Origin of the sequence: Marinobacter shunpengi (assembly GCF_045449715.1) — a bacterium.
GTDB lineage: Bacteria > Pseudomonadota > Gammaproteobacteria > Pseudomonadales > Oleiphilaceae > Marinobacter.
In genome coordinates, this window is the sequence record NZ_JBJJLA010000020.1 from 1 (window position 1) to 4649 (window position 4649).

At 53.5% G+C, this 4649-nt stretch carries 6 protein-coding genes; 2 read left to right on the forward strand and 4 right to left on the reverse strand.

Annotation, left to right across the window (positions count from 1 at the left end; translation table 11 throughout):
* Positions 1 to 206 precede the first annotated feature (206 nt).
* Positions 207 to 1160, forward strand: coding sequence for an IS110 family RNA-guided transposase (locus ACJO3T_RS14685; protein WP_406964945.1), 954 nt, complete (start codon positions 207 to 209; stop codon positions 1158 to 1160).
* A gap of 28 nt (positions 1161 to 1188) precedes the next feature.
* Here the strand turns inward: ACJO3T_RS14685 and ACJO3T_RS14690 are convergent, their stop codons facing one another.
* The 4 genes from ACJO3T_RS14690 to ACJO3T_RS14705 all read right to left on the reverse strand — a co-directional run bounded on the left by ACJO3T_RS14690 (position 1189) and on the right by ACJO3T_RS14705 (position 3397).
* Positions 1189 to 1689, reverse strand: a complete 501-nt coding sequence (locus tag ACJO3T_RS14690) for a P-loop nucleotide/nucleoside kinase family protein (RefSeq protein WP_406978934.1) — start codon at positions 1687 to 1689, stop codon at positions 1189 to 1191.
* A gap of 98 nt (positions 1690 to 1787) precedes the next feature.
* Complete coding sequence (locus ACJO3T_RS14695) at positions 1788 to 2333, reverse strand: hypothetical protein (protein ID WP_406978935.1); 546 nt, start codon at positions 2331 to 2333, stop codon at positions 1788 to 1790.
* Positions 2334 to 2430: 97 nt separating this feature from the next.
* Positions 2431 to 2679: a hypothetical protein gene (locus tag ACJO3T_RS14700; RefSeq protein ID WP_406978937.1), complete on the reverse strand. Its 249-nt coding sequence runs from the start codon at positions 2677 to 2679 to the stop codon at positions 2431 to 2433.
* Between the two features lie 85 nt (positions 2680 to 2764).
* Entirely contained in the window at positions 2765 to 3397 is a 633-nt protein-coding gene (locus ACJO3T_RS14705; RefSeq protein WP_406978938.1) for a DJ-1/PfpI family protein, read from the reverse strand.
* 267 nt (positions 3398 to 3664) lie between these two features.
* On the opposite strand from ACJO3T_RS14705, the gene ACJO3T_RS14710 reads away from it, so the two are divergent.
* Entirely contained in the window at positions 3665 to 4618 is a 954-nt protein-coding gene (locus ACJO3T_RS14710; RefSeq protein WP_406964945.1) for an IS110 family RNA-guided transposase, read from the forward strand.
* Positions 4619 to 4649 lie beyond the last annotated feature (31 nt).

Below are 4649 nucleotides of genomic sequence, written 5' to 3' on the forward strand. Positions count from 1 at the left end.
CTTGTATGGATAATTTCTGCCGTGTTTGGGTAAATTGAGGCCCACCCCCAGCGGCCACTGGGGGCCTTCATGCAGCAGCTCGGTGTAGCGACGGCTCCTCTTTCGAGAGACCGATAACAAGTGCGTAGCGCTGCATGACTCTCAAGCGATAACTCGAACAGTCATCGGGGCCTCGAGCCCGTATAGCAAGGCAGAGTCAGCTTATTATGAAACACACGGAAGTCCAAACCCCAGTCAACATCGGTATCGACGTCGGCAAAGCCAACCTGGACGTTGCCATCCACCCCACCGGACAATCGCATTCCTTTCCCAATAACGACGCCTACATCCGCCATCTGGTCCAGGTCCTGAAGAAGTACGACATCGAGCGTATCGTTGTCGAAGCCACCGGGCGCTACGAGCATGCCCTGGTGTCAGCCTGCCACCAGGCGGGATTACCGATCATTGTCGTCAATCCCATCAGTGTCCGCCGCTACGCCCAGGCCATCGGTGTGCTGGCGAAAACCGACCGGATCGATGCCCAGGTCATCGCCCGATATGCCGCCACCATCAAGCCGGAGTTCAGACCGATCCCGGACAAAACCTCTCAGAAAATCAAAGACCTCCTGGCACGACGGGCACAGCTTTTGGAGATGTCCACCATGGAGAAAAACCGTCTCCAGATCATGCCAAAATCACTCCATCGCTCCATCAAAACCCTGCTCCGAGTGCTCCAGAATCAGATCGACACCATCACCCGGCAGATCGAACAGGAAGTGGCCAAAGTGGATCACTGGCGAACCAAAACCGAAATCCTGACCAGTGTCCCCGGCGTCGGCAAAGTGCTTGCCTATACGTTGCTCAGTGAGCTGCCAGAGCTTGGCTCTCTCAACCGAAAGGAGATTGCTGCCCTGGTCGGGGTCGCACCTATTAACCGGGACAGTGGCAAGCTCAACGGCAAGCGACGGATACGGGGAGGACGCCACAGAGTACGCACGGTGATGTTCATGGCCATGCTCTCATCGATCCAGTGCAACCCCGTGTTCAAGCGATTCTACGAGCGCCTGAAAGCCCAGGGGAAGATGCCGAAAGTCGCCCTCATCGCCTGCATGAGAAAGATGATCGTGGTGCTCAATACCATGATGAAAAACGGTGAGCCATGGCGTGAAAATATGGCCTAATTAATGAGTTTGACACCACAGTCACTTGTTATGCGGACTTCCGTTCTACAATCTGGAGGTTGAACGCCTCCGACTCTTCGGGCGGCTCAAAGTACCCTGTCACCATCCTAAAGACCTCCTCTGTGTCGAACTGTGCTCGTTCAGGTTGTTCTTTCTGCCGCTGTTTCAGCTGCTTTAAACAAACTTCATCGTCTACCGACAAATAGTACAGTTCATGAGGAATACCGTGTTGCGAGTATATATCTTTGAACCAAGCTCTTTGCTTCCGGGTGTTTCCGGGAAAGTCAAGGACCACGGAGGTACCTGCCAAGAGCACTTGCTCAACGTGTGATCTCAGCACTGGCTTAAGGCGAGATGAGTAACTAATGTAATCATTGAAATCTTTGATCTCGCCGGGGAACAGAGCCGCTAGCCATTCATCCTCTGAAACAAGCACGGCTCCCCGTTCACGAGCGATTTTGCCAGACAAAGTGCTTTTGCCAGCTCCCATCTTCCCACAGAAGAATATCAACGTTCCGTACGAACTCATTGCTTAATCCTTACGCATAACGCTTGCAGCATGCGCGCCCATGAAATGGAGCCGAAGGCGCAATGTAATGGGCGTCGCCTGCCTGCACTGGTTAGAAATCACCGGGATTTGAACCAAGCAAGAAACCTGCGCCAGACGCTGTTAAGGTTTACTCCAATACCGAAGAAATTGGGTTTTAGATCCACAAGGTCTTCCGAGTCGGCAATTGCATCCCGGGTTCTCGCTGCGGATTCATTCAAGTCCATTTCTCTTCGCATGGTTGAGTCTAGCGCAAGCGACGCCCGCCAAAACACTTGCCCGTCAGCCGCTTCTTTTCTCCACGCCGGATAGTCGCCGTTTGGAAAAACCTGAATGAAGTCCCTTTCATACCCCGGTTTCGGGTGTTTATAGAAGTAAGATTCTATTTCCGTGAAAACTACTCCCGATGCTTCAAACTCTGTGGCCACCTCGGACGTTAATTTCAGTGTATCTGAATAAAAAAGGTAGTAGTGATCGTCGGGAAACCAGTAAAGATCGTGGAGGATGTCGGAAATCGCCCCTTCGCTCTCAAAATCTGCCGGAAGAAGATGGACTCTTCGGGGCCCGAAATTCACTTTGGCAGGCAATGGTAATGAATCTGGCCATCTAGGCACTTCCTCAGACATCATCCCTCTCAATTTCTAACGCTAAAAGCAGCGGCCGAGCGTAGCGAGGTCCAGCCCCGCAGGGGCGATGCTGCCTTTTCTTGTTATGGGCAAGCCTCTATTTGTATTTGAGAAACTCTTTTTCATCAATATCGGCCAGTCCAATTTCCTCTAGGGGTATCCCAAAGGACTCTGCTTGCTGCTGCATCAATGAGACAAAACGATGGAACCCCATCATATACCCCGTTTTATAACTTTCATCCTTCAAGCCGTCAGATGCATTGCAATCAGAAATTGCCTCCCGAGCGTATTCCTTTGTAAGAATTCCTAGATCAAGTAAGTAATTTTTGTATTTTTCGTCATTCATTATCAGATACCAAAAGGCTCATAACGCGCCAGCTCAGCCGCGGCGGAGCCGTCGGCTGGAGCGCTTCGTTAGATTTTTCTTTCAGCTAAGCACCAAATCCGTTCTGAGCCATCTCAAGGATCGCCTTTGGAGCTTTCGCTGGTGAACCGGTATCGAAAGGCGGAGCGGGATCATACTCCATACTTAGCTGGGCGGCTTGAGCGGCATTACGACCTGCGAGCAGCTCGCAAATCCGCAGCCCCATGTCGATACCAGCGGAAACACCGGCTGACGTGATTAGCTTGCCTTGTTCGGTAATGCGCTCGCCGGAGTATTCGGCCCCGAACCGCTCCAAGTAATCTTTCGCGCGCCAGTGTGTGGCAACGCTAAGCCCCTTCAGAAGCCCGGCTGCCCCAAGAAGGATGGCCCCGGTGCAAACAGACGCGGTCCACCTCGAGTGCTCATGCGACTCTCGGATCCATTCAAGGACCGTTTCATTACGCGCGGCGGCGCGCAGACCTTCAGCTCCACCGCCAGGAACGATTACAACGTCAGCCCTGACGGCCGAATCAATCCGCGCTGCGGGAACAATAGTAAAGGCACCATCCTCAACACCAACCGGCGCCAAGGAAGCCGCAACAAACTGAACCTTCACGCCCGGTAGCCGGCGGATCGACTCATAAGGACCAACGGCATCCAATGCCGTAATACCATCAAACACAAAAATTGATACGTGCATCCTTTCCTCCTAAATCTAACGCTAAACGAAGCGGCGGCTGAAAGCCGTCCGCCTTCCATGACTTGTATGGATAATTTCTGCCGTGTTTGGGTAAATTGAGGCCCACCCCCAGCGGCCACTGGGGGCCTTCATGCAGCAGCTCGGTGTAGCGACGGCTCCTCTTTCGAGAGACCGATAACAAGTGCGTAGCGCTGCATGACTCTCAAGCGATAACTCGAACAGTCATCGGGGCCTCGAGCCCGTATAGCAAGGCAGAGTCAGCTTATTATGAAACACACGGAAGTCCAAACCCCAGTCAACATCGGTATCGACGTCGGCAAAGCCAACCTGGACGTTGCCATCCACCCCACCGGACAATCGCATTCCTTTCCCAATAACGACGCCTACATCCGCCATCTGGTCCAGGTCCTGAAGAAGTACGACATCGAGCGTATCGTTGTCGAAGCCACCGGGCGCTACGAGCATGCCCTGGTGTCAGCCTGCCACCAGGCGGGATTACCGATCATTGTCGTCAATCCCATCAGTGTCCGCCGCTACGCCCAGGCCATCGGTGTGCTGGCGAAAACCGACCGGATCGATGCCCAGGTCATCGCCCGATATGCCGCCACCATCAAGCCGGAGTTCAGACCGATCCCGGACAAAACCTCTCAGAAAATCAAAGACCTCCTGGCACGACGGGCACAGCTTTTGGAGATGTCCACCATGGAGAAAAACCGTCTCCAGATCATGCCAAAATCACTCCATCGCTCCATCAAAACCCTGCTCCGAGTGCTCCAGAATCAGATCGACACCATCACCCGGCAGATCGAACAGGAAGTGGCCAAAGTGGATCACTGGCGAACCAAAACCGAAATCCTGACCAGTGTCCCCGGCGTCGGCAAAGTGCTTGCCTATACGTTGCTCAGTGAGCTGCCAGAGCTTGGCTCTCTCAACCGAAAGGAGATTGCTGCCCTGGTCGGGGTCGCACCTATTAACCGGGACAGTGGCAAGCTCAACGGCAAGCGACGGATACGGGGAGGACGCCACAGAGTACGCACGGTGATGTTCATGGCCATGCTCTCATCGATCCAGTGCAACCCCGTGTTCAAGCGATTCTACGAGCGCCTGAAAGCCCAGGGGAAGATGCCGAAAGTCGCCCTCATCGCCTGCATGAGAAAGATGATCGTGGTGCTCAATACCATGATGAAAAACGGTGAGCCATGGCGTGAAAATATGGCCTAATTAATGAGTTTGACACCACAGTCACTTGTTA